Source organism: Empedobacter falsenii (assembly GCF_013488205.1).
Lineage (GTDB): Bacteria > Bacteroidota > Bacteroidia > Flavobacteriales > Weeksellaceae > Empedobacter > Empedobacter falsenii_C.
This window is the reverse complement of sequence record NZ_CP040908.1, coordinates 1,217,235-1,240,905: the sequence shown is the minus strand read 5'-3', so window position 1 is coordinate 1,240,905 and position 23,671 is coordinate 1,217,235. Positions and strand designations below refer to the sequence as shown.

The following is a 23,671-nucleotide window of genomic DNA, read 5'->3' as shown; positions in this document are numbered from 1 at the left end:
CCTTAAAGGTTTTTATTATTTAGTTTCTGCAACTTTACCACAAGTAAGCATTGATGAACCATAATAAGGATTTTTAATATCTTTCTCTTTGCTCAACCAATATGCTTTTTTCATAGGACAATACTGATAATAAACAGGTTGATTTACTTTATCGGACGACTTTACCAGTTTCCACATTATAGTAGAAACATCGTTAAAAGCTGCTCTTTGCTTTTCAATATTGTTTCCAGCCTTGTTTAATTTTTCTGTAGCTTTTAATAGATCGGTTTTCTGTGAAAAATTATCTTCACCTTTTACTGCATCGTTGAAAACCGAAATTGCGGTGCTCGCTGCTTTGCTATCACTACTTACTAAAGCGTTTTTTACACTGATGTAACTGTTTAACAGATTGCTTGTGTTTTGTGCAAAAGCAGAAAATCCAAACAACATTACGGTTATTGCTATTATTAACTTTTTCATTTTTTATCTCTTTTTTATGATTAATGAATTGCTTATTATATTATTGTGAAATAGGTTCGGCTTTAAACCCTTTTTTCTTAATAATTGTAACGATTTCGTCTTCGCTAATTCCTTCTGATTTTACCGTAAGGATTTTATCACTATTTGCAGTATCTACATTCCATTCGCTGATACCATTAGCGCTATCTAAATCACCCTGTACTTTAGCAACACAGTTACCACAGTTAAGGTTTGTCTTGAATTGAAGGTTTTTGCTTTCCATTGTTTTGAACTTTTTAATTGTATTTCTTGAGTACAAAGTTCATAAGATAACAGGTAATATTGGTTGTGATATTCTTTGTTTGATTTATGACATTTACTGATTATTTACCAAAAATAGTTCCACTTGTAATATTTCTGGTTTGTTTTATGACTTTTACTGATTATAATGTTTGTTATAAATAAGTGAAATAAATTTACCAAAGAATAACACTAACTAATTATAAAATGTCTATCAAAACCTTTCTTTCGGTTTTGCATCGTGCTATGTTATAGCTGGGATACAAGTTCTAAATACAACTACACTTCATCCAGTGTACACAAATCATGTATCAAAATCATATTATAAAAATAAAAAACAATGACAAATAAATTAAAAAGCGTTGAATACGGTTTAGAAAAAATATTTGAAGGAGCACAAGACTTTCTTCCACTATTAGGAACTGATTATGTAGAATTTTATGTAGGTAATGCTCTTCAGGCAGCGCATTATTACAAAACGGCTTATGGATTCCAATCTGAAGCTTATGCAGGATTAGAGACCGGAGTAAAAGACAAGGTATCCTATGTGGTAAAACAAGACAAGATCCGTATTGTATTGACCACTGCACTTAACTCTTCTTCTCCAATCGGGGAACACGTGAAAAAACATGGAGACGGAATAAAAGTAGTTGCTTTATGGGTGGAGGATGCCAAAAGTGCATTTGAAGAAACTACCAAACGTGGAGCTAAGCCATTTATGGAGCCTACCGTTACTAAAGATGAAAATGGAGAAGCAATACAAGCGGGTGTTTTTGTATATGGTGAAACGGTTTTTATGTTTACAGAACGTAAAAATTACAAAGGAATCTTTTTACCTGGATTTACGAAATGGGAATCAGACTATAATCCGGAACCTGTTGGTCTGAAATTTATTGATCATATGGTTGGAAATGTAGGATGGAACGAAATGGATACATGGGTAAAATGGTTTGAAGATGTAATGGGATTTGTTAATTTCTTATCTTTTGACGATAAACAGGTTTCTACTGAATATTCTGCCCTAATGTCAAAAGTTATGGCAAATGGTAATGGAAGAATTAAGTTCCCGATTAACGAGCCTGCTGAAGGTAAAAAGCGTTCTCAAATAGAAGAGTACTTGGATTTTTATGAAGACGCCGGTGTACAGCATTTAGCTTTGGCTACCGATGATATTATTAAAACGGTAGAAGAAATGAAAAAAAGAGGTGTAGAGTTCCTATCCGTTCCGCCACAGGCATATTATGATGCTATACCTGATCGCATCAAAGCTCATGCCGACAATTTCAAGGAAGATTTAAATGAATTGCAAAAACTGGGAATTCTGATAGATGCTGACGAAGAAGGTTATTTGTTACAGATATTTACAAAACCTATTCAGGATAGGCCTACATTCTTTTTCGAAATTATTCAAAGAATGGGAGCTAGAGGTTTTGGTGCAGGAAACTTCAAGGCTCTTTTTGAATCAATTGAAAGAGAACAGGAACGCAGAGGTACCTTGTAATGTATAATGTGTAATTTTAGTTTAATATATACAAAGCCCTAAAAAAACAGGGCTTTGTTATTGGGACAAACGTTGGAACAAATATTCATAGATAGAGAAAAAATGGATGCCGGATTAAATAAAAACCAATCGATAGGATATCTGGATTTTGATGATAAATCTGGAAATAGGATAAATAGCAATACGCTGCTGGAAGATTACTATAAAATCATTTATATGGAGAAAAACGGTAGCATTATTGTGGATTTCGTAGAGTACAGCTTTACAGAAAACGTCTTGCTTTTCTTCAGTATTGGTCAGCATTTTCAAATATCCAAGGAATCTAGAGGAAGTATTATTTATTTCAATCCTGATTTTTATTGCATAGCTTTCCATGATAAAGAGCTTGCCTGTGACGGGCTCCTTTTTGATAATGTATTCGAGATGCCTTATCTAAATTTGTCGACGAATCTGGACATACTTTTCTTAAAACTAATCTCGTCTATAAAAAGAGAAATTAATCAAAAAGATTTTTGGGCTGAAGAAATGATAAAAACATACATCAAACAAATAATCATTTCAGCAACCAGAACTTTAATAAAATCAAATAATGACAGTCAAATCATTTCATATGATAAGGAGTTAGCCAGAAAATTCAGTCAATTGGTCGAGCTTCATTATCGAAAGCACCATAATGTCTCTGACTATGCAAATATGCTGAATATCACACCTAAAAACCTCAATAAAAAAATTGTATCTGAAAAACAGGTAGCACCAAGCATCATTATTAAGCAAAGAATTATTCTTCAGGCTAAAAGGTTACTTGCCAATACAACCTTAAGCATTAAAGAAATTGCTGATTATCTCGGGTATGAAGACTACTCCTATTTTGTGCGATTTTTCAAATCTCAAACGGGTCTACCACCCCTTTCTTTCCGAAACGGTCTTTAAAGAGTTCGTTGAAGGAAAAAAGTCCTATTAAGAATGAAGTATATGCATTGATGACACGTTTTTTAGATAGTACTTTTGTCAAGTAATTTAAAACAAATTTAAAAATGAAAGCAAAAGTAACAGCTAAGTGGCAAGGTAATTTTAAAAATGGAAGCGGTAATTTCGATGCGGCACATTCAGCCATTGGAAGCAGTGTTTTTAAACACAATAAATCTGAAGGAGAAAATACCGCTACAAATCCAGAAGAATTGATGGCCGCAGCACACGCTGCCTGTTATACAATGACGTTAAACTATATACTTACAAGCAAAGGGATTGAGGCAGAATCTTTAGAAACATCTTGTACAATAACAGCAACCAGCTTCGATATTACGAACTCTGATTTGGTGCTAAATGCAAAAATATCAGGCTTGAATGAAGAAGAATTTTTAAACTATGCTGAACAAGCAAAAGCTATGTGTCCGGTAGGAAAAGCTTATAAATTAGAGGTTTCACTAGTAGCTACACTAAATTAAGACTAATTTCGTTTATTCTTATTAAAAAAGTCACGTTTTATATTCCGTGACTTTTTTAATAATTGAATTAATAGATAGAAGAAAGGCAGATGAAAATATCTGCCTTCTTAAAAATTACCAAATCTGAATTTTAGATCTTTATCAACAATCCGAGAAGTGAAGACAGTAACAGTACGCACTTCCAACAGTTTAGTCTGTTTTTCATAATCAATCAATTTAAAGATAAATGTAAAATAGTATTTTGTATTTATAGATGTATTGCCTCACCTAAGGCATCTTCAATAGCATCTTTTATGGCTTCACTCATAGTTGGATGTGGAAAGATAGTATCCAATTGCTCGTGCCATGTTGTTTCCAATTTACGCGCAGTTGTGGTTTGAGCTATCAACTCCGTTACATTATAGCCAATCATATGCGTACCAATCCATTCTCCATACTTGGCATCAAAAATCACTTTTACAAAACCATCAGTAGCACCTACTGCACTCGCTTTACCACTTGCCATCAATGGAAATTTGCCTACTTTAATATCCATTCCCGCCTCACGTGCCTGCTTTTCGGTAAGACCAACTGAAGCAATTTCAGGTCCGGTGTAGGTACATGCTGGCATATTTCCGTAATCTAAAGGCGTTGGTTGATGGTCGTATTTACTTTCTTTAAAAGCTATAGCTTCGGCACAAATTACAGCTTCTTTCATCGCTTTGTGAGCCAATGCAGGGCCAGGAATAATATCGCCGATTGCATATATATTATCTATATTGGTTTTACACCCTTCATCTACCAGCACTTTTCCACGCTCTGTTTTAATCCCTAACTCTTCAATACCAATATTTTCAAGATTTGTTACAATGCCTACAGCACTTAACAGTATATCCGCTTCCAATACCTGTTCGCCACTACCATCCGTCTTTTTAATTGTAGCTTTTACTCCCGTAGCTGAAACATCTGCTTTTTCTACAGAAGCATTGGTAATTATTTCAATTCCTTTTTTCTTAAATGATTTTTCCAATTCTTTCGAAATATCTTCATCTTCCACAGGAACAATACGAGGCAAGTATTCCACTACAGTCACTTTAGTACCTATACTGTTATAGAAATAGGCAAATTCTACACCTATCGCTCCACTTCCCACAATGATAATGGATTTGGGTTGTTCAGGTAATACCATTGCCTCACGATAGCCAATGATTTTTTTGCCATCTATTGGAAGATTTGGCAATTCTCTAGCTCGTGCACCTGTAGCAAGAACGATGTATTTTGCCTGATAAGTTGCTGTTTTTCCGTCTGATACTTTAACAGTTATTTCATTTTTGGAGATAACTTTACCAACACCGCTAATGACATCAATTTTATTCTTTCTCATCAGAAACTGAACGCCTTTACTCATTTTGTCAGCAACACCGCGGCTTCGTTTTATAATGGCAGCAAAATCTGCAGAATACCCATCTACCTTTGCTCCATAGTTTTCTGCATGAGCAAGATATTCAAATACTTCTGCGGATTTCATTAAAGCCTTTGCAGGAATACACCCCCAGTTTAAGCAAATTCCTCCTAGGCTTTCCCTTTCTACAATGGCTGTTTTAAGCCCCAATTGTGAAGCTCTAATAGCTGCTACATAGCCTCCTGGACCACTTCCTAAAATAATTACATCATATGTCATAGCATTACTTTTTACGGTTAAACCTTATTAAATCTTTCTTTAAAGCTATTTAAAATAACATTTACGATTATTGTACGATTTTTTGTTTAATTTATGATTTTTACTGATTTCTGATCTTTCTAATTGTCTTTTATTGCTGGAATAACCAGTACTGGGATTTTTACTAAATGGCGTACTTGATTTATCGTTGCACCATACAATAGATCTTTTAATCCTTTATGCCCATGTGCACCCATTACAATAAGCTCTGCCCCGGATTTATTTACAATCTCTCCAATGCTGTCGGCTGTTTTTCCAAAACCAAGCTTTGCTTCTGCATGATAGCCTTGTTGTTGTAGTTGTTTTACATATTCGTCCAAAAATTCGCGATCTTTTACCGTTTCTTCATCTGTACTATCTTGAAGATGGGAGGCAGAGGCAACACTTTCTACAACGTGTATAAGTGTATAGGTACAATCTTTTCCACCTTGTGTAATAGCATAGTTGATAACCTTTTGGTCAAGTTGTTTGAAATCGACAGTAATGGCAATTTTATTAAATGAAGCATAAAATTTTAATTGCAAAGGTTCAGGTTTATCATGCGGTGTTATTTCACAAAACGCTTTTCTGCTAAACAAAGGATATAATGTGGTATATACCAACAAGATCATAAAACCAATCCCACCCAAAATGATTAATCCTTTCCAGACTATATTACCTGAAGTAGCAAAGAAAGTGATAGCCTCTTCTACCAATAGTTTGGAGTTGAGATATACCAGTACGATGGTTATAATCCAAGCCGCTATTTTTATTACGGGCTTGATGGCAAATTTGCCCATTGTCTTTTTATCGCTCACAAAATGGATAAGAGGAATGACCGCAAAACCTAATTGCATACTTAACACTACCTGGCTGAAGATAAGCAGGCTATCGACATTACCTTCACCATTAATGAGAATTACCAAAGCCGCTGGAACTATGGCAAGTAACCTTGTGATAAGTCTTCGCAACAAAGGGTTCATTCGAAAGCGTAGATAACCTTCCATTACTATTTGTCCGGCAAGCGTACCCGTAATGGTACTGCTTTGTCCGGCAGCAATCAAAGCTACAGCAAATAGTTTTGCTGTAAAATCGCTTCCGAGGTGCTGTGGCAGTAATTCATAAGCCTGCTTTAGCTCTGCCACGTCGGAACGTCCGGTTTTATAAAAAACTGTAGCGGCAAGAATTAATATAGCTGCATTTACAAGCAATGCCATATTTAGAGCAATGGCACTATCCCAAAAATTGAGCTTAATTGCTTTTTTGATACTGGCATCATCACGATTAAATTTACGTGTCTGCACCAGTGCAGAGTGTAGGTATAAATTATGTGGCATTACCGTTGCACCGATAATACCGATAGCAATGTACAATGCAGTATCATTCTGTATATGTGGTATCAGTCCTGTTGCAATTTCATCTACATTAGGGTCAGCTACCCATATTTGTACAAGAAACGACATTCCTATAACGAATATCAAACCGATGATAAAGGCTTCGAGCTTGCGCATTCCCCATTTTTGCAAAGTCATCAACAGTAATGTATCCAAGGCTGTAATAGCAACACCCCAAATCAAAGGCATTCCCGTGAGCAACTGTAAACCAATTGCCATCCCCAATATTTCTGCAAGGTCTGTCGCAACAATAGCGACTTCAGCAAGTATATATAATACAAAATTGACCTTCTTAGGATAAGTTTCCCGGTTTGCTTGAGCCAAATCTCTATTTCGAACGATCCCTAACCTTGCAGACAAGCTTTGTAGCAACAAGCCCATAATACTACTCATTACTAAAACCCAGAGTAATGAGTAGCCAAATTGGCTACCACCGGCCAAGCCTGTTGCCCAGTTGCCCGGATCCATATATCCAACACTGACAAGATAAGCCGGTCCAAAAAAAGCCAAAACTCTTCGCCAGCGAGATTGACCAGGAACAGTCGTGTCTACAGAATTATGTACTTCGCTTAATGAAGATTGTGATTGTTTTTTAGCCATTTCACAAATATTTTTAGGATAAAAAAACTGCCGCAAGATTTCTTGCGGCAGTCTAGCTTCTTAGTTAGAACTTCATCTTTTGAATTCGAACCGCATTTAGAATAGCTAATAAAGCTACACCTACATCTGCAAATACGGCTTCCCACATGGTAGCCAGCCCGCCTGCACCAAGAATAAGAACAACTGCTTTAACCCCGAAGGCTAAAATAATATTCTGCCAAACAATTTTCTTGGTCTGCTTACCGATGTTAATAGCCATTGGAATTCTAGACGGCATATCATCCTGAATGACAACATCAGCCGTTTCAATAGCGGCATCACTACCTAATCCTCCCATTGCAATCCCAGCATCACTCAACGCAATAACAGGCGCATCATTTACACCGTCTCCAACAAAAGCTACACTGCCATTTCTGGATTTTATTTCTTTAACCTTACTTACTTTGTCTTCCGGTAATAAATCTCCGTAGGCACTATCAATCCCCAATTGTCCAGCTACATGTTCGACTACAGCGCTCTTGTCTCCACTTAGCATAACTGCTCTTACACCCATACTACGCAACTTGTCTATTGTAATCTTAGCATCTACCTTAATACTATCGGAAATGGTCAAATAACCCACGAATTTTCCGCCATATGCTATTGCAATTACGGTATAAACAATATTTGCGGTATCAGCATCATGGTTAATATTAAACTTATCTAATAATTTGAAGTTACCTACCAGTAATTCTTTACCATTTACAGTCGCTTTTAAACCATGACCGGCTATTTCCTCGGTATTTTCTAGCTTGATATTATTATCTATTTCACCGACATAATTATAGATAGCTGTCGCAACAGGATGTGTGCTATGGCTTTCTATCGCGTTTACCAAATTCAGAATTTCAGTTTTGTCAAATTCAGGTTTTAAAATCACTTCCTGAACCTTAAAAACACCTTCTGTCATTGTTCCTGTTTTATCCATCACCACATTCTTAACACTGGCTAGAATGTCAAGATAATTGGATCCTTTAAACAAGATTCCATTGCGACTCGCAGCTCCTATACCTCCAAAATAACCTAGTGGAATAGAAATAACCAAGGCACAAGGACAGGAAATAACAAGAAATACTAAAGCACGATACAACCATTCACTGAACACATACTCGGAAACAAACAATGCTGGTAACAATGCAATTCCGATAGCAAGGAAAGTAACAATAGGTGTATATACTTTTGCAAATTTTCGAATGAATAATTCGGTAGGTGCTTTTTGTGCAGTTGCATCCTGAACCATTTCCAGAATCTTACTCAGTTTACTGTCCGTGTAAGCTGTTGTAACTTTTATCTGACTAACTGTATTCAAATTAATCATTCCTGCCAGTACCGTTTCACCTTTTGATTTGGTATCCGGCTTACTTTCTCCTGTTAAGGCAGCCGTGTTAAAAGATCCCGTTTCTGACTCCAATTCACCATCTAATCCTACTTTTTCTCCAGGCTTTAGCTGGATAATATCGCCAATATTCGCATCTTCTGCTTGAATAATGGTTGCTTTTCCGTCCTTTAAAACAGTAACTTCGTCAGGTCTTTGGTCTAATAGTGCTTTGATATTGCCTTTTGCCCTTGATACAGCCAGTGTTTGAAACACTTCACCTACGGCGTAAAACAACATTACTGCAACACCTTCTGGATATTCCCCAATAGCGAATGCACCAATAGTGGCTATACTCATTAGGAAAAACTCTGAAAAGAAATCTTTGTAACGAATACTTTCAATCGCTTCTTTAATAACAGGTAAACCTACTGGAATATAAGCAACTACATACCAAATAATCCTTACCCAACCCGTAAACCAAGTTTGTGGAAAGTAATTATCAAAACCAATGGCTACCAATAGCAATACCAATGAAATGATTGCCGGAGTAAACAACTGAAGAGCTGTTTTATCTTCTAAATCGTGGCTATGGTCGTGCCCGTCGCCATCGCTATGATCGTGTCCGCCTTTTTTCTTTCCGTGATTGTGTCCGCTGTGGTCATGATCGTCGTGGCTACCGTGATCGTGTCCATCACCATCGCCATGATCGTGTCCACTATGGTCGTGATCGTCGTGATTGACATCTTTCAACAAATCTGCCGCACCGGCATTTTTATAAATTTTTTCTGTTTTCACACAACACAACTGATTACCTTGAGTATCATATTTATGTTTGTGCGGTTTTTTACCCGTAAGATCCAGGCCACCATCATCGGTGCTGCAACATATTTTTGACATAATTATTATTTTTTTAGTAAACTGTATTAGTAGTCGTTTTTAACTAATTCCTATTTGTACAGCAAAATTATAATCTAAATTTGGGAACCTGGTTGCAAATACAAAACTGCTTTTCAGACTCCCCGAAAAACTGATACAAGCCTTAATTTGCTACTAAAAAAACATTAAGGCTTGTAGAATTTTCATTTAAATATGAATAGCTATCTTATCAACATCAAGGCAAGCTTCACGCAAGTTTTCATAATACGTTGGATGCCCGTGCGAAATGCGTGCAATATCTTCTGCTGAAGCTCTGAATGCCATTGCTACAGTCGGTTCACCTATTAAATCAGAGGCTCTTTCACCAATAATGTGAAAACCTAAAATTTCATCCGTTTCCGCATCTGTCAAGACTTTTGCAATACCCTCTGTTTTACCACTTGTGATAGCTCTTCCTGATGCAGAAAAAGGAAATTGTCCTACTTTGTAATTTTTCCCTTCAGTTTTCAGCTCTTCTTCGGTTTTCCCTACACTTGAAACTTCAGGACTGGTATAAACAATTCCAGGAATTAAATTATAATCAATGTGAGGTTTTTGCCCAGCGATGATTTCTGCCACATAAACACCTTCTTCAGACGCTTTGTGAGCAAGCATAGGTCCTACAACAACATCACCGATGGCATAGATTCCTTTTACATTGGTTTCAAGATTGCTATCGGTGGCAACCTGTCCGCGTGGAGTCAATTCAACTCCAACATTTTCCAAACCTAAACCTGTTGTATAAGGTTTTCTACCTATTGCCATTAGACAATAATCCCCTTCAATTGCTACGGTATTACCGTTTTTATCTTCGGCAGTAACGGTTACATTATCACCATTATTGGTTGCTCCGGTAACTTTATGATTTAGCAAAAATTCAAAACCTAAATTCTTTTTTAAAGATTTTTGAAGTTCGACTCCCATTTTTTTGTCCATACTCGGAAGTATTCCTCCTGTATATTCAAGTACGGTTACTTTGCTTCCTAATCTTGCGTAAACCGAACCTAATTCCATTCCGATTACACCACCACCAACTACAATAAGATGTTTCGGAATTTCTTTTAAAACCAACGCTTCGGTAGAACTGATGATTCTTTTTTTATCAATGTCAATTCCCGGAAGCGAAGCGGGCTTAGAGCCCGTCGCTATAATGATATTTTTACCGGTAATTGTTTTTTCTTCGTTTTCGGATTTCAGAAGAATGGTGTTTTTATCCACAAAAGATCCCGTTGCCTGAAATACTTCAACCTTATTCTTCTTCATCAGATAACTTACACCGCCGTTTATTTTAGAAACAACATCTGCTTTTCTGGCAATCATTTTTTCCAAATCAACTTGCAAATTATCAACAGAGATCCCATGAACATTTACGTTATCCTTGATTTCATGGTACCGCTCAGAACTGTCTAACATTGCTTTTGAAGGAATACATCCTACATTTAGACAAGTTCCTCCAAGTACTGCATATTTTTCGATAATAGCTGTTTTTAAGCCTAATTGAGCACAACAGATTGCGGTTACATAGCCACCTGGTCCAGATCCGATAATGATTACATCAAAATTATTTTTCATGATTTTTTTTAAATTATGTTAATGGCTATGACCACCTGTATTACTAAGCTTAGCATTAATAAAAAAAGCACCTTTAGTTACAATCTGAGCATTTTGTGGAATCTCTTTAACCGGAGTAATAGCTGTATATCCCATGTTTGAAGTACCCTTTGCTACTTCAATTTTTTCAAAATTCAATTTCTGTGCTGCTTGGGTAGCATGCTCAGAAGCTTCTTTTTCATTTTTATGCCCATGTGTTGCTTCTCCTTCATCATGACCATGACCATGATCGTCATGACCTCCCTCATTATGTTCTTCCGGTTCCTTATCTGTCTTAATAAATATGTAGTATTTACCATCCGCTTCCACAATTGCCTCATTTGGAACAGCAGAAGTCAACACATCATCAAGACTTACGAGCCCAGTGATATTCATTCCATCTATTAAACCTGATTTGTCTCCAATAATTTCACTATGAACAGCAATTGATTTACTTTCTCCACTAAAAGATGATCCTATAGTAGTTACTTTAGCGGCATAGCTTTTTTGCGGATTATTAGTAATAGTGAAGTTAATTTTCTGTCCTACCTTGATTAATGGAAGATCTTTTTCAAAAACCTGTAAATCTAAATGAATAGAGCTATTATTAATAATTTCAACAATAGGCGAGGAAACGTCCACATAACTTCCAATTTTTGCAAATACATCACTGATGGTACCATCAATTGGACTTGTTACCGTTAGACTTGAACGAAAATTATTATTAGCAATATTGTTGGGGTTAATTCCCATCATCTGAATTTGTTGCTGTAATGAAGCTTTTCTAGCTTTTAGAGTACTTAATTCTGCAGTAGCATTTTGTAAGTTCTTTTTAGCTCCTGCATTTCCTTCGTTCAACTCTCTCTGACGCTCTAACTCTTGTTCTGCAAACGTTATTCTGCTTTGGATGGAAGAGTATTCTTCTTGTAACTGAACAAACTGAGGGTTAGAGATAGTTGCAATCACCTGACCTTTTCTTACATAATCACCAAGTTCAACAGTTAAGGTTTTAATAACTCCACCAAACAAGGAAGTTGCATTAGCTTTGCTCTTATTCGGAACCCGAAGTTTACCGATGGCTTTTAAAGATGCCGTTAGAGACTTTTGCTCAATACTTCCTAATTCAATTCCTGCCGTCTTTATCTGGTCTTCAGTTAACGTTGCTATATTTTCAGCCTCTTCTGAGTGACTTTCTTTTGATGATTCTTGGGAAGTAGAGTGGTCATGTCCATCTCCTTCTTTATGCTCTTTACCTCCACATGATATCAAAAATAAGGATGCTAGAATAATACTTAACACCGATGTTACTTTTATTATATTGACTTTCATTTTGTTTATTTATTTGTTAATGAATAGATAACAATCACAGATTCATTTATTTGCTGTATACTTTTAAGATAGTTTAAATAGGTATCAGTAGCTGTTTGAACGGCATACAGATATTCTACATAAGAAAGGTCTCCTGTGCTATATCCCAAACGTGAAGCATTTATAATTTCTTCTGCATTCGGAATTGCCTGTTCAATAAAATAATTAAACTGACTCACATTTTGCTCATATTGAGTCATGGCATTTTTCATTTCTGTTTTCAAAACATTTTCCTGCCATTGCGCATTCATTTCTGCAGATTCTTTTTGAATTTCCAACGAACGAACCCTTGATCTTGTGGTTGTAAAAATTGGAATAGAAATTCCTACATCGACAAATCCAAATCTTTGACCTCTTCCATAAAACTTTTCTACACCATTTTTGCTATGTTCACCAATCAATGAGATATTGCTGTAACCTAAAGTAAAGTCTGGCAATCCATTCGCTCTTTCTACCTTTTTACTTTTTTCAGCAACAAGTGCTTCTTGATACAGAGATTGAATACTTGGATGATTCCTAACAGCATCATTATCTATTATGTCACTTATAAATACAGGCTTATATTCTAGTGCTTTTTCGATGGTGAAATCCTCCTCAATCTGCATTAGATTTTTTAAATTCAGGTATGCATTTTTTCTTAATACCTCATTTTGTTGAGCAAGAAGGTTGATTTCACCTCGTTTAGTGTTTGCTGTACTTACATCAATTTTACCAATATCACCAGTCTTATATCGCAAGTTAGCTACTCTTATAAAATCAAGATAAATGCTATCAAGGTATTGAAGTTTTTTAGCATTATTTTCAAGATACTCCAACTGATAATAATAGGTACGTACTTGCTTCTTTAATTCATTTTCTGAAAGAGCCTTTGCCCATTCTTTGCTTTTAATTTCTTCTTTAATAAGATCCTTTTTTGCTCCAAATAGTGTGGGAAAAGGAATGTTTTGAGAAATCATAACTCCATCATTATATTCAAATCCTTCGTTATTTCCGTATTGAATATTTAGTTCGGTTTTCGGTAATTCATAAGCTGTTCGTTTCAGACTTTCAGCTGCCCTTACGTCTAAATCTTTAGATTTAATTCCTGAATTATTTTCTAATGCAATTCGGACAGCTTTATCTGCGGAAATATCTTGTGCTTGAATATTTTGTGAGAGACCTAAAAATATGCCCAATAATATTATTGGAGTTATCGATTTAATTTTATTATTATTCATTGCTTTATTTGTTTTCATAAATACCAAATACAGTAGCGGAAGAACAAAGAGTGTTAATGCTGTAGCTGAAATCAGCCCGCCAATTACTACGGTAGCAAGAGGTTTTTGTACTTCAGCTCCCGCACTGGTACTTAAAGCCATAGGAAGAAAACCTAAACTGGCAACAGATGCCGTCATTAGAACAGGACGTAACCTTGTTTTGGTTCCTTCAATTACCCGTGCAACTATGTCATCCCAACCTTCTTTTTCTAACCTATTGAATGTTGCTATAAGTACGATTCCGTTTAGTACCGCCACACCGAACAAAGCAATAAAACCAACTCCGGCTGAAATACTAAATGGCATATCTCTCAACAACAATGCAAATACTCCACCTATGGCACTCATAGGTATTGCAGCATATACAAGTGCCGCTTCTTTAAGTGAACGGAATGTAAAGTAAAGAAGTACAAATATTAGAAGAAGTGAGATCGGCACTGCGATGAGTAAACGATCGCTTGCTTTTTGTAAATTTTCAAATTGACCACCATACGTTACATAGTAGCCGCTCGGAAGTTTCACTTCTTGAGCGAGTTTGTCTTGAATATCTTTCACCACACTTGCAACATCTCTTCCCTGAACGTTAAAGCCAACATATATACGACGTTTTCCGTCTTCACGGCTTATTTGTGCTGGACCTAATTTATAGTTGACATCAGCTACTTGAGAAAGCGGAATTTGTTCTCCACTAGGCGTTGGTATGAATAGATTACTTACATCTTCTATAGAGGTTCTGTGCTCATTGTCCAGACGAACTACCAGATCAAATTTTCGCTCATTTTCATATACTACACCTGCTGCTTTTCCTGCAAAGGCAGTACTCACAATGTCATTAATATCTTGAATTTTTAAACCATAGTTGGCAATTCTCGCCCGATCATAATCAATGTTGATTTGAGGGAGTCCATCCACTCTTTCTACTTGTGGCGCAGTCGCTCCCGGAATTGTCTGTACTATAGTATTAACTTTATTAGCATACACCAATAGAGAATCCAGATTTTCTCCAAAAATTTTCACTGCCACATCCTGACGAATCCCCGTCATTAATTCATTGAATCTCATCTGAATAGGCTGATTAGCTTCAAAGAAAACCCCTGGGATACTTTCTAGTTTTTCCATCATTTCGTTTGAAAGCTCATCATAAGATTTTTTTTCTTTCCATTCTTTTTGTGGCTTAAGAATGACCATTAAATCTGTAGCCTCCGGAGGCATCGGATCAGTAGGTATCTCACCGGCACCTGATTTTCCTACCACCATTTTAACTTCGTCAAATTCTTTCAGAATTCGAGACGCTTGCATAGATGTCTCCAAACTTTGACTTAAAGAAGTCCCTTGAGGTAGAATACAATGCATTGCAAAATCTCCTTCACCTAGTTTCGGTAAGAATTCACCACCCATTCGGGAAAATAAGAATAAGCTGATTGCAAATAAACCTACCGCTGATCCTATCACTACATATTTTAATCTAATAGCTTTTTCTAAAAGGGGCTGATACACTTTGTTTAAGAAATCCATCATTTTATCTGACAGGTTCTTTTTTGTGATAGGTTTCTTTGACAAGAACAGTGCACTCATCATAGGGATATAGGTGAATGAAAGAATTAAAGCTCCAATAATTGCAAAACTGACTGTTTGAGCCATTGGTGTAAACATTTTTCCTTCGATCCCTACTAATGTTAATATTGGGATGTATACAATAAGAATGATGATTTCTCCGAAAGCCGCACTTGTACGTATTTTTCTTGCAGAATCGAACACTTCTTCATCCATTTCTCCCTGTGTAAGTCTCTTATTTGATTTTCTAAGCCCTAGATGATGCATTGTTGCTTCCACTACAATCAAAGAACCATCCACAATCAAACCAAAGTCTATAGCTCCTAAACTCATCAGATTGGCACTCACTCCAAACAATCTCATCATACCTAATGCAAATAGCATTGACAAAGGAATAGCAGAAGCGACAATTAAACCAGCTCTTAAATTACCTAGAAACAGAATTAAGACAAAAATTACAATTAAAGCTCCCTCTATAAGATTTTTCTCAACCGTATCTATGGCACGTCCAACAAGGTCTGTTCTGTCGAGATAAGGTTCGATAACGATATCGTCTGGTAGAGATTGTTGTATTGTCGGAATTTTCTCCTTAATACGTTCTACCACTTTGGCACTGTTTTCTCCTTTGAGCATCATGACGATTCCTCCCACAGCATCTACCTCTCCGTTGTAGGTGAGCGCACCGTAACGAATGGCATTACCAAAACGTACTTCTGCTACATCTTTTACCAGTATAGGAACTCCTGAAATATTCTTTACAACAATATTCCCTACATCTTCAAGTGTGTTTACCAAACCTACACCTCTAATAAAATATGCATTGGGTTTCTTGTCAATATATGCACCTCCTGTATTTTGGTTATTAGTTTCCAATGCAGAAAATATTTCGGAAATACTCACATCCATAGCTCTTAAACGATCTGGATTGACAGAAACTTCATATTGCTTCAGCAGCCCTCCAAAGCTATTGATTTCAGCAATTCCTGGTGTTCCATATAGTTGACGAGCAACAATCCAATCTTGCATTGTTCTCAGATCCATAGCGGTATATTTGTCTTCGCTACCTTTTTTAGGATGTAGTATATACTGATACACTTCACCTAAGCCAGTGCTAACAGGGGATAGTTCCGGTGTGCCTACACCCTCAGGAATTTGCTCCTCAGCTTCTTTCAATTTCTCATTAACTAGTTGTCTAGCAAAGTAGATGTCTACTTCATCCTTAAAAACAACGGTAACGACTGAAAGTCCAAAACGGGAAATACTTCGTATCTCTTCCACATCAGGAAGATTGACAATACTTTGCTCTACTGGAAATGTAACTAATTGTTCAACTTCCTGCCCCGCTAGAGTAGGACATAGAGTTATAACTTGTACCTGATTATTTGTAATATCAGGCTGGGCATCTATAGGAAGTTTTGTAGCACTCCATACGCCCCATATTATCAGCAGCAAAGTCATTACTCCAATAATGAGCTTATTCTTGATACTGAATTTAATTATGTTATCTAACATTTTTGATTAGTATTAATATTTAAAGTATATACGATTTCTATCATTTAAAATGATAGTACAATAATTTTTACTGACGCACACGAAGAAATATTCTTCACAAGCGCAAGAGAAAAGACTAGTAATTACTTTTTAAACATTAATCTTTGGCGGTTGCCATATGCTCCCGGAGTATTGGGAATAGAGATTTACATTTCTAAGAGAAACCTTTTGTTTAGCGTTCAATTTAAGTTTTGGGGATACTACTTCGGTTATGTTGAAATCCGAAATAGCTACAGTAATGGTTCCACAACATTGGCAAGAACAAAAAGGACTACAAAAATCTTTGTGTTCCGTTTTATGATTATCTTCATGTGATAGTCCAATTTCTACTAACTGGTTGTTATTTGCTGTACATTCATACAAAGCGTCTGTGCAGGGAAGTATTGACATCCCTAACATATAAACACTGAATATAAATACAAATATTTTCACCTCTCTAATTTTAAACTTTAATTGATTGATAATCCATCCAATAAGTCGGTACAAACTTACAAAAAATATAATAGCACTCAACTTAACAAATAAGTTATTTTTCTCATGAATGAAATCTATAAAAGATTATGTAATTAGCAATTTATTTAAAATAAATTTAGTCATTTAACACCTCTTTCATTATAAAGCAGCCTGTATATCTATCATCTATCATTACAAGAATCACCTTTTCATTGATATGATTCAAGCTTTCATCATAATAAAAATCGTAACATTTCATCAATTCAAGATTTCCAATAATTACTTCATGATTATCAATAAAACCTTTAATTCCTCCTTGTATTTCTTCAACTTTTTCAATTCTATAGTCTGATAATTGTACAGATGGCAACACTTTAAAAATAGCTCTTGCTATAGGGTGTGATGACATAGATTGAAGTATTGATGTATAGGTATACATTGTTTCTTTTTCAGAAACTACACATTCAATTTTTTTTACCTCAAAATCTGGGTTATCTACGTAACCTGATTTTATTTTCGAGTTATTATTATATCTATTTTCCATATCTATATTATGAATTTTTACACAACAAAATTAGCTGTAGTATTTGGGAACCTGGTTGCAAATGCAAAACAGCCATATTTACATATGGCTGTTTTTTAAAATGCGGTTTTATTTGGAGTTATTTGTTTCTTAAAAAATCTCGAACACTCATTACACATTCCCTTCATTACAAAATTTATACTTTCCAATAAAAAACTATCTGGCAGCTGAATCGGTGGAATAGCAATACTTTCAAGACAAAAAGTATTCTTACAGCGGTTACAGTTGAAATGTACATGTAGGTCACCTACATTGCACATACATGAATCACTACAAATTGAATATTTCATTGAGCCGGAACCATCATCGATCGTATGAATGAGTAAGTTGTCATGAAAAAGGGTCAAGGTCCTAAAAATAGTAGATTTATTTACCGTCTCTAGTTCCGTTTCCAAATCGGTCAGGCTAAATGCTTTTTTAAATTCAGACATTGTCTGAAAAATTAATAATCTAACTGATGTTGGTTTTATACTTCTTTTTTCTAACCTTTCTTCTAAACTTTTCATCTTGCTTTTATGGATTAAATGAGCTAATAAATCCAATGTAAAAGTATAGAAGTCGATTTTATTCCATCTTGTAATATTCTTTGATAGATTTACGAGATTTACTGGTTACTGTATTATAAATAGTGAATGTAGCCTATTTCGGGCAAATATTTACAGTCTTCGCAATTATCGTATTCTAATGTTGATTGCTCAGGTTGCTCAAAATTGGCTTGTAAAAAAGCATTTGAAAACAAAGCATAAGGGGGATATTCTGCAATATGGTTTTTAAGCATTTTGTGTGCTTCTACGACTGGTGCACCATAAAGTTTCTCAAATTTTCCGATTTTGTACTGGGTAAATTCACCGTAATGGACTATTGTCTTTAAAGAAAGAGGTATTTCGATCGCTAACTGTTGAGATAAGCGTTGTAATTCCTTCTGAAAATTACCGTAGATAAGCTCTATCTGCACTAATGTCTCTTCAAATGTTGGCATGTTTTGGTATTTATAAAAAAGAATGGCATCGCCTTCAATTTCAGAAATTTCAAAACACAGAATATTACTGTCCATTATTACTTTAAGTAAATTTTCTATTATATATTTTCCAACAAACATATTCGACTTGACTACAAAATCTGTAAAGCCTGAAATATCCGGTATCATCAATACACCTTTTGGGTTATCAGTATGCTGTTCTTGTATCATTTTATCATAATTTCAATTTTAAAAATGTAGAGGCATATTGAGCCTCTACATTAATTGTTAATGATTACTGTTTTATTTGTCCGATGGCTTTGTGATAAACAGCTTCAGCAATTTTGTATCTTACTTTTGCATCCAGCATACTGCTGTACGCACGCTGCCAAAGTGTTTCTGCTATCAATACATCTTCTCCAGTGATAGTTCCTGCTTGAAAACGATCATTACTTAATTTTAGATTTTCATCAGCTTCAATTAGTGAAGCCTGCATTAAATCTATATTGTTTGCCTGCAGTTGAAGGTTAAGTGTTGCTTGTTCTATCTCCACATTAATCTGGCTTTGAAGTTCTCTCAATCCATATTCTGCCGAACGTATGTTAGCTTCCTGTTGCTTTACTTTCTCTCGCTTACTTCCCCAATCGAATACGGGAATCTTTACGCTTAACATTCCGAAATAAGTAAGCATACTGTTTTTGGTTGGATTTCCAAAATTAATACCTTCTTTTCCAAAGGCAGCCATTCCGTTAAGTGATAAGCCAACTGTCGGTTTTAGATCGGCTCTGAGCATATTCTTTGTAAGTTCACTCATTTTTATGGCACTTGTGGCTAAGTCTACTTCAGGACGATTTACTTGTACGCTTTGTAACATCTCATAGTTTCTAAATTCATCATCACTCAATGAACCAACTACATCAATATCCGTTTGTTCTTCTATTCCAGTTAACTGGATTAATCTTTTTTTGGCTAATATTAGTTTGTTCTCAGCCGCCTGTAATCGAGCTTCATTTTCATTTTGAAGTACTTTTGCCCGAAGCACATCATTTTTATAAATAATACCTGCCTGGAATTGATTATTTAAAAAAGTATAATGGGAAGCTAACTGTCTTTTAACTTGTTTCTCCATTTTTATTTCTTCTTTAGCCTGTACTACAATCCAATAGGCAGTTTCGGTAGCTAACAACACATCGTCTTCGACCAATCTCTGCTGAGCATTGCTCATCTCTATATTGGTTTCCGCCATTTGTTTACCGTACTTAATCTTTCCTCCTGTATAAATTGGTTGAGTAACACTTACCATTGGGGCGAAACCGTACTCAGGAAGCATTGTATTTAAAGGCTCACCAAAGTAAAATGCAGTTGCAGAAGCATCTATTTTGGGTTTTGCCGTTACGTCTGCTATTTGTTTCTCTGATCTGGAAGCAGTTACGTCTTCTCTGGCTTTACCAATCCTGTGATTGTTTTTCAATGCAAGCTCTTTACTTTCTGCAAGGCTCAATTGCTGTTGGGCAAACAGGTTATCTGTTCCCTGTAAAACAGCAAGAGCACATACAAAAGCTTTTACGAATGTTTTATATTTTCTTTGTAACATGATTTATTTTTTTGTCAATTAACTTTCGTGATGAAAATCATATTTATCGTGTATACCTTTATTCAAGGATTTCTTTGACGGTTTTACGAATCTGCTATACAATACCGGAACTATAAATAAGGTAGTAACCATAGAGACTAAAATACCTATTGATATTGTACTCGAGATCGGCCCCCATTCGGGAGAACCACTCGACATTAGCGGGATCAATCCAATAGCTGCTGCCATAGAAGTCAGGAAGATTGGGCGCATTCTTCGCTTAGCTGCTAATAGAGCCGCCTCTTTAATCGTATGTCCATGATCACGCACCAATTCATCAGCGTAGTCTACAAGGATAATTCCGTTTCGAACTACAATACCCAATAAGGCTGTAATACCGATAATTGCCATAAAACCAAATTCATAACCTGTAAGAAATAATCCCAGCATCGCTCCAAGTAAACTCAATGGGAATGATGCCAGTACGATGAACACTTTGCCCACTCGTTTGAATTGGAATAGCAGAACTAAGAATATCAACACGAAACTTATCATAAAAGCTTTTCCCATTTTAGGACCGCTTTCCAGACCATCTTCATACTCTCCTCCATAGGCAATTTTAACTCCTTTTGGTAGTTCTAAGCTATCGATTTTCGGTTGTGCCTCGGCGAACACTTCAGCAGGTTTTCTACCCAATTGTGCTTCAGAAGAAACAGTTAATGTCCGCAATCCGTTACGGTGTACAATAGCTCCCGTATGCCATGAAGGTTGTAAATCCACCACTTGTTTTAAAGGTACTTTCGCTCCAAATGATGAGGTGATGTACATATTTCCCAAAGCATCCAGATTTTGCCTGTCAGCTTCGTCCGTACGCAATAGTATATCTATGGCTTTGTTACCTTCCCACATTTGTGATATAGGAAAACCTTTTATTTTAGCACCTAAAGCCTGTGCAATCTGTGCTTTGGTAACACCTAATCGCAACGCGATATCTTCTTTTACCACAGCCTTAAGACCTACATAATCATCCTGATAATCTGTACGTACCCAATTTGCTCCTTTTGTGTTTTCTAGTATTGTCGCTACTTCTTTGGCTACTTTTTTCTGTTGCGTAATATCTTTACCAATCACACGGATCTCAATCGGAGCAGGCTGTTGTTTTTTACTTAACTGTCTAACGCGGACATATCCATTTGGCAGGAAATTATTGAATTTTTGAACATATTCATCTATCATTTCATTTGTAGCATCATTACTTTCTGTATTGATAAATATTTGCGCAAAATTTTCTCGCGGGTTTTCCGGTGAATATGTTGAATAAAATCGTGGTGAACTTGTACCAATAAAACTTGCTGTGGTAACAATACGCTTGTCTCCTGCGATTTCCTTTTCAATCTTTTTAACCGCTGCTTCTGTTTCGTGAATATTTGTACCGTTGTCCATCCACAATTCAAGATTAAATTGATTTCTTTCCACAATTGGGAAAAACTCGGTTTTCACTTGGCTTCCTACCACAAATGAAAGGAAGAAAATCGCCAGACCTGCAAACAAAGTCGTTTTCTGATATTTCATACAGAACTCTATAGCTCTGTCAAAACCATCCTGCATTCTATCTAAGAAATTCCGTTTTTTAGGTTTTTGTGCATCATGGTTTTTCAATCCTTTTTTAAGGAAATGATAACACATATATGGTGTAAGAAACAACGCGACTAAGAATGAAACTGCCAAGGCTATACTAACCGTAATTGGTATCCATTGTACGAACTCTCGTGTCATTCCTGTTAGTGTAAATGCTAATGGTAAGAATGATAGAACAATAGTAAGTGTCGCAGTGAATATCGGAACCATAAGCTGTGTTGCACTTTGCCAGGCAGCAGTCCATGATGGTACTTTTTCATCTACTTTCTCTATATAGTTGTCTACGACAATTATGGCATCATCGACAACCATTCCAAGTACAATAATCAATGCAGCTAAACTAACCTGGTGCATTTCTACACCTATCATATTCAGAATGGCAAATGTTGCCAAAATGGTTACAGGTGCCGCAATAGCAGAAATAGTAGCTACTCTAAACGGAAGCAAAATCATTACCACCAGAATAACGGCTCCAATGGCAATTGCAAACTCAATAAAGAAATGCCCTAAGTTCATATCTACTACAGCAGGCTGATCTACAATGGTATTGACCTGTACATCTGCAGGTAAAACTTCTTTTACTTCTGTTACTTTTTGGGTCAATGCTTTACCTAAGTCAACAATATTCTGACCAGGTTGCATCTCTACAGTAAGCATCATTACATCATTACCAGCTACAGTAATTTTACTTTTTAGGTCTTCATATCTTCGTTCTATTTTGGCAATATCTTGCAAACGGATATTACCACCTTGAGGAGAACTATATACAATCAGATTGCCGATTTCATTTTCATTTTGGTACTGAGCATCTGTAAAAATCAATAAGCGATTTTTGTCAATTTCAATATCTCCACTTGGGATCGTAACATTCTGCTGGCTCAATGTGGAAGCAATTTCATTGATGCCAAAACCATATTGTTTTAATACATCTTCACGAAGTGTGACATATATCTGTTGCTTCTGACCTCCGTAACGTTTTATTTTTGAAACTTGAGGAATCGTTTTAATACCGTCTTCCAATTCATCCAGATAATTTTCCAATTCGGCATATGTACGTCCAGGTGCAGACACAGCAATCATCTGAACCACCACGTCACCAAAATCACTGTTCACATACGGCCCTTGTACGCCTCGCGGAAGTATCAAAGGCATATTGGCATCTAAACCGTGCTGTAAAGTATTCCAGAATTTTTTAGTATCCTTGACGTAATCTTGCAATTCAACTGTAATTACAACCTGCCCAGGTTTACTTTCTGAATGTGTTTTTTCCTTCTTTATTTCTTCAAAACCGAACAGATATTGTTCCAGTTTATCTGTTACTTCTTTCTCAATCTGTTCTTCGTCACTTCCTGGATAAAAAGCAACGACAAGCCCTTGTCTAACTGTTATACGCGGGTCTTCGCTTCTTGGCATTGTCAATAATGAAATCAGACCTGCAAGCACCATGATAACGGTAATCGCTATCGGTACTTGTGGAAATTTCATTGCCGCTTCAATGAGGTTTATCTTTCTTTTCATA

General features: G+C 36.1%; 17 protein-coding genes. 3 read left to right on the top strand and 14 right to left on the bottom strand.

Going from position 1 to position 23,671, the window contains the following annotated elements; translation table 11 throughout:
• Positions 1–15 precede the first annotated feature (15 nt).
• Positions 16–459, bottom strand: coding sequence for a DUF3347 domain-containing protein (locus FH779_RS05820; protein WP_038330958.1), 444 nt, complete (start codon positions 457–459; stop codon positions 16–18).
• Between the two features lie 40 nt (positions 460–499).
• Positions 500–721: a heavy-metal-associated domain-containing protein gene (locus FH779_RS05815; RefSeq protein WP_038330956.1), complete on the bottom strand. Its 222-nt coding sequence runs from the start codon at positions 719–721 to the stop codon at positions 500–502.
• A 357-nt stretch (positions 722–1,078) separates the two neighbouring features.
• On the opposite strand from FH779_RS05815, the gene hppD reads away from it, so the two are divergent.
• From hppD to FH779_RS05800, 3 genes are all read left to right on the top strand, one after another.
• Positions 1,079–2,239, top strand: a complete 1,161-nt coding sequence (hppD, locus tag FH779_RS05810) for a 4-hydroxyphenylpyruvate dioxygenase (RefSeq protein ID WP_038330954.1) — start codon at positions 1,079–1,081, stop codon at positions 2,237–2,239.
• Between the two features lie 102 nt (positions 2,240–2,341).
• Positions 2,342–3,169, top strand: coding sequence for an AraC family transcriptional regulator (locus FH779_RS05805; protein ID WP_038331155.1), 828 nt, complete (start codon positions 2,342–2,344; stop codon positions 3,167–3,169).
• A gap of 104 nt (positions 3,170–3,273) precedes the next feature.
• On the top strand, positions 3,274–3,684 hold the full coding sequence (locus tag FH779_RS05800; protein WP_038330952.1) for an OsmC family peroxiredoxin: 411 nt from the start codon (positions 3,274–3,276) through the stop codon (positions 3,682–3,684).
• Positions 3,685–3,931: 247 nt separating this feature from the next.
• Here the strand turns inward: FH779_RS05800 and lpdA (FH779_RS05795) are convergent, their stop codons facing one another.
• The 12 genes from lpdA (FH779_RS05795) to FH779_RS05745 all read right to left on the bottom strand — a co-directional run bounded on the left by lpdA (FH779_RS05795) (position 3,932) and on the right by FH779_RS05745 (position 23,670).
• Entirely contained in the window at positions 3,932–5,344 is a 1,413-nt protein-coding gene (gene lpdA / locus FH779_RS05795) for a dihydrolipoyl dehydrogenase (protein WP_038330950.1), read from the bottom strand.
• Between the two features lie 119 nt (positions 5,345–5,463).
• A complete protein-coding gene (locus tag FH779_RS05790; RefSeq protein ID WP_038330947.1) occupies positions 5,464–7,356 on the bottom strand; it encodes an Nramp family divalent metal transporter in 1,893 nt (630 codons plus the stop codon).
• Positions 7,357–7,420: 64 nt separating this feature from the next.
• Positions 7,421–9,610 carry a heavy metal translocating P-type ATPase gene (locus FH779_RS05785; protein WP_052217465.1) on the bottom strand — a complete coding sequence of 730 codons (2,190 nt, stop codon included), beginning with the start codon at positions 9,608–9,610 and terminating at the stop codon, positions 7,421–7,423.
• Between the two features lie 186 nt (positions 9,611–9,796).
• Positions 9,797–11,200 (bottom strand): dihydrolipoyl dehydrogenase, encoded by a 1,404-nt coding sequence (gene lpdA / locus FH779_RS05780; RefSeq protein WP_180906353.1) that lies wholly within the window; start codon positions 11,198–11,200, stop codon positions 9,797–9,799.
• Positions 11,201–11,218: 18 nt separating this feature from the next.
• Positions 11,219–12,547 carry an efflux RND transporter periplasmic adaptor subunit gene (locus tag FH779_RS05775; protein WP_083206661.1) on the bottom strand — a complete coding sequence of 443 codons (1,329 nt, stop codon included), beginning with the start codon at positions 12,545–12,547 and terminating at the stop codon, positions 11,219–11,221.
• A 5-nt stretch (positions 12,548–12,552) separates the two neighbouring features.
• Positions 12,553–16,908 carry a CusA/CzcA family heavy metal efflux RND transporter gene (locus FH779_RS05770; protein WP_180906352.1) on the bottom strand — a complete coding sequence of 1,452 codons (4,356 nt, stop codon included), beginning with the start codon at positions 16,906–16,908 and terminating at the stop codon, positions 12,553–12,555.
• 129 nt (positions 16,909–17,037) lie between these two features.
• Positions 17,038–17,337 (bottom strand): DUF6660 family protein, encoded by a 300-nt coding sequence (locus FH779_RS17705; protein WP_394368126.1) that lies wholly within the window; start codon positions 17,335–17,337, stop codon positions 17,038–17,040.
• Between the two features lie 199 nt (positions 17,338–17,536).
• Complete coding sequence (locus FH779_RS05765) at positions 17,537–17,944, bottom strand: hypothetical protein (RefSeq protein ID WP_038330938.1); 408 nt, start codon at positions 17,942–17,944, stop codon at positions 17,537–17,539.
• A gap of 95 nt (positions 17,945–18,039) precedes the next feature.
• Complete coding sequence (locus FH779_RS05760; RefSeq protein ID WP_052217463.1) at positions 18,040–18,489, bottom strand: Fur family transcriptional regulator; 450 nt, start codon at positions 18,487–18,489, stop codon at positions 18,040–18,042.
• A 113-nt stretch (positions 18,490–18,602) separates the two neighbouring features.
• Entirely contained in the window at positions 18,603–19,172 is a 570-nt protein-coding gene (locus FH779_RS05755; RefSeq protein ID WP_065720935.1) for a DUF2652 domain-containing protein, read from the bottom strand.
• A 64-nt stretch (positions 19,173–19,236) separates the two neighbouring features.
• Positions 19,237–20,535, bottom strand: a complete 1,299-nt coding sequence (locus FH779_RS05750) for a TolC family protein (protein WP_180906351.1) — start codon at positions 20,533–20,535, stop codon at positions 19,237–19,239.
• An 18-nt stretch (positions 20,536–20,553) separates the two neighbouring features.
• Positions 20,554–23,670, bottom strand: coding sequence for an efflux RND transporter permease subunit (locus FH779_RS05745; RefSeq protein ID WP_083206663.1), 3,117 nt, complete (start codon positions 23,668–23,670; stop codon positions 20,554–20,556).
• Between the last annotated feature and the right edge of the window lies 1 nt (position 23,671).

Excerpts from the sequence above, each read along its gene's own strand:
- FH779_RS05750 (WP_180906351.1), bottom strand. The coding sequence starts at position 20,535 with ATGTTACAAAGAAAATATAAAACATTCGTAAAAGCTTTTGTATGTGCT.
- FH779_RS05770 (WP_180906352.1), bottom strand. The coding sequence starts at position 16,908 with ATGTTAGATAACATAATTAAATTCAGTATCAAGAATAAGCTCATTATT.
- FH779_RS05775 (WP_083206661.1), bottom strand. The coding sequence starts at position 12,547 with ATGAAAGTCAATATAATAAAAGTAACATCGGTGTTAAGTATTATTCTA.
- FH779_RS05820 (WP_038330958.1), bottom strand. The coding sequence starts at position 459 with ATGAAAAAGTTAATAATAGCAATAACCGTAATGTTGTTTGGATTTTCT.
- lpdA (WP_180906353.1), bottom strand. The coding sequence starts at position 11,200 with ATGAAAAATAATTTTGATGTAATCATTATCGGATCTGGACCAGGTGGC.
- lpdA (WP_038330950.1), bottom strand. The coding sequence starts at position 5,344 with ATGACATATGATGTAATTATTTTAGGAAGTGGTCCAGGAGGCTATGTA.
- FH779_RS05790 (WP_038330947.1), bottom strand. The coding sequence starts at position 7,356 with ATGGCTAAAAAACAATCACAATCTTCATTAAGCGAAGTACATAATTCT.
- FH779_RS05760 (WP_052217463.1), bottom strand. The coding sequence starts at position 18,489 with ATGAAAAGTTTAGAAGAAAGGTTAGAAAAAAGAAGTATAAAACCAACA.
- FH779_RS05815 (WP_038330956.1), bottom strand. The coding sequence starts at position 721 with ATGGAAAGCAAAAACCTTCAATTCAAGACAAACCTTAACTGTGGTAAC.
- FH779_RS05800 (WP_038330952.1), top strand. The coding sequence starts at position 3,274 with ATGAAAGCAAAAGTAACAGCTAAGTGGCAAGGTAATTTTAAAAATGGA.
- FH779_RS05755 (WP_065720935.1), bottom strand. The coding sequence starts at position 19,172 with ATGATACAAGAACAGCATACTGATAACCCAAAAGGTGTATTGATGATA.
- FH779_RS17705 (WP_394368126.1), bottom strand. The coding sequence starts at position 17,337 with ATGTCAATACTTCCCTGCACAGACGCTTTGTATGAATGTACAGCAAAT.
- FH779_RS05745 (WP_083206663.1), bottom strand. The coding sequence starts at position 23,670 with ATGAAAAGAAAGATAAACCTCATTGAAGCGGCAATGAAATTTCCACAA.
- hppD (WP_038330954.1), top strand. The coding sequence starts at position 1,079 with ATGACAAATAAATTAAAAAGCGTTGAATACGGTTTAGAAAAAATATTT.
- FH779_RS05805 (WP_038331155.1), top strand. The coding sequence starts at position 2,342 with ATGGATGCCGGATTAAATAAAAACCAATCGATAGGATATCTGGATTTT.
- FH779_RS05765 (WP_038330938.1), bottom strand. The coding sequence starts at position 17,944 with ATGGAAAATAGATATAATAATAACTCGAAAATAAAATCAGGTTACGTA.
- FH779_RS05785 (WP_052217465.1), bottom strand. The coding sequence starts at position 9,610 with ATGTCAAAAATATGTTGCAGCACCGATGATGGTGGCCTGGATCTTACG.